Raw genomic sequence first — 1,668 nt, forward strand, 5'->3', positions numbered from 1 at the left:
GCTCGAACCCGGCGGCCGCGTGGTGGTGGTCGGCGGCGGGCTGACCGGCATCGAGGCGGTCACCGAGATCGCGGAGGCCCGACCCGACCTGGACGTCGCCCTCGCCGTCCGCGGCGACCTGGGCGCATGGCTGTCGGACGCCGGGCAGCGGCACCTGCGCAAGGTGCTCGGCCGGCTCGGCGTCACGGTCCACGAGCACACCGACGTCGCCCGGGTCACCGCCACCGGCGTCGTCACCGCCGACGGAGCCACCCTCGCGGCCGACGTCGCCGTGTGGACCACCGGGTTCGCCGCCCACCCGATCGCCGCCGCGACCGCCCTGGAGCTGACCGATCGCGGGCGCATCGTCGTCGACGGGACCATGCGCTCGGTCTCCCACCCGGACGTCTACGCCGTGGGCGACGCCGCCCAGGCCGACGGCCCCCTCGGAAACCCGCTGCGCATGTCGTGCGCCTCCGGCATCCCGATGGCCTGGCAGGCCGCCGACTCCATCGCGGCGCGCCTGACCGGCGGCCGGCTGCCACGCATGCCGCTGGCCTACGTGCACCAGTGCATCAGCCTGGGCCGCCGGGACGCGATCATCCAGTTCGTCACGGCCGACGACCAGGCCCGGCCCGCGGCCCCGGGCGGCCGCCTCGCGGCCCGGTACAAGGAGATGATCTGCGCCGGAGCCGCGTGGACGGTCGCCAACCCGATCCAGTACCCCGTGCGTCGACGCCGGCTGACGGCGACGTCCTCGGTGGAGCGCGAGCGGGTGAACTCCGGCGAGGCGCCCGCGACGAGGGGCGTCCGCTCCTGAGGTTCTGTTCAGGCCACGAGCTCCGGCCCGTGGGAACGAGCTTGAAACGTTGCAGCATCGTGGCTTGAACAGAACCTCGGAAGCCGGTCAACGGCTGCGGCAAACCGACGACGCGCCACCGTCTACGCTGGGCGCCATGGACGACAGGCCAGTCATCCTGCTGGCAGGCGGCGAGCACGCCGACGTCGTCGAGCAGGAGTTCCGCGCCCGGTATGACCGCGACTACCGGATCGAGCTGACGGGTGGCGTGGCCGCGTGCCTCGACCGGGCACGGGAGCTCGTCGGCGAGGGCGCGCAGGTCGCGATGGTCGCCGCCGAGCACCACCTGCCCGACGGCACGGCGATCGAGCTGCTGCACCAGCTGCCCGCCGTCGTCGCGACCTCCCGGCGGGTCTCGCTCGTCCCGTTCGAGTACTTCAACGACAGCCTGGACGAGCTGCGCGAGGCGATGACGCGCCGCGAGCTGGACACGTACGTCATTCTCCCGCGAGGGCCGCGCGACGAGGAGTTCCACACCGCGCTGATCGAGCTGCTCTCGGAGTGGGGCTGGTCGGTGGGCCGCCCGGTCGTCACGGTGACGGACGTCGTGGCGGGGCCCAGCGACCGGAACGCCGCGGCGATCCGGGACCTCCTGGAGCGCCTCGGCTTCCCCTACCGCTCCCTCGAGCCGGACGACGACGACGCGCAGGCGATCCTCGAGGCCGCCGGCCCGGGCGCCGAGCTGCCCGTGGTCAGCACGTTCCGGGGCCAGGCGCTGTCCGCGGCGACCCCGGCCGCCGTCACCGAGGCGATCTACGGCGGGTTCGACTCGATCCCCGAGGGCGTGATCGCGGACGTCGCGATCGTCGGCGCCGGGCCGGCGGGCCCGG

At 74.3% G+C, this 1,668-nt stretch carries 2 protein-coding genes; both read left to right on the plus strand.

Going from position 1 to position 1,668, the window contains the following annotated elements:
- The coding region (locus tag PROKR_RS03180) for an FAD-dependent oxidoreductase (RefSeq protein WP_169736308.1) at window positions 1-799 on the plus strand (799 nt) is incomplete at its 5' end.
- 136 nt (window positions 800-935) lie between these two features.
- A partial coding sequence (locus PROKR_RS03185; RefSeq protein ID WP_483823627.1) for a response regulator occupies window positions 936-1,668 on the plus strand: 733 nt, incomplete at its 3' end.

It is taken from the genome of Promicromonospora kroppenstedtii DSM 19349 (genome assembly GCF_000515355.1).
Lineage (GTDB): Bacteria > Actinomycetota > Actinomycetes > Actinomycetales > Cellulomonadaceae > Promicromonospora > Promicromonospora kroppenstedtii.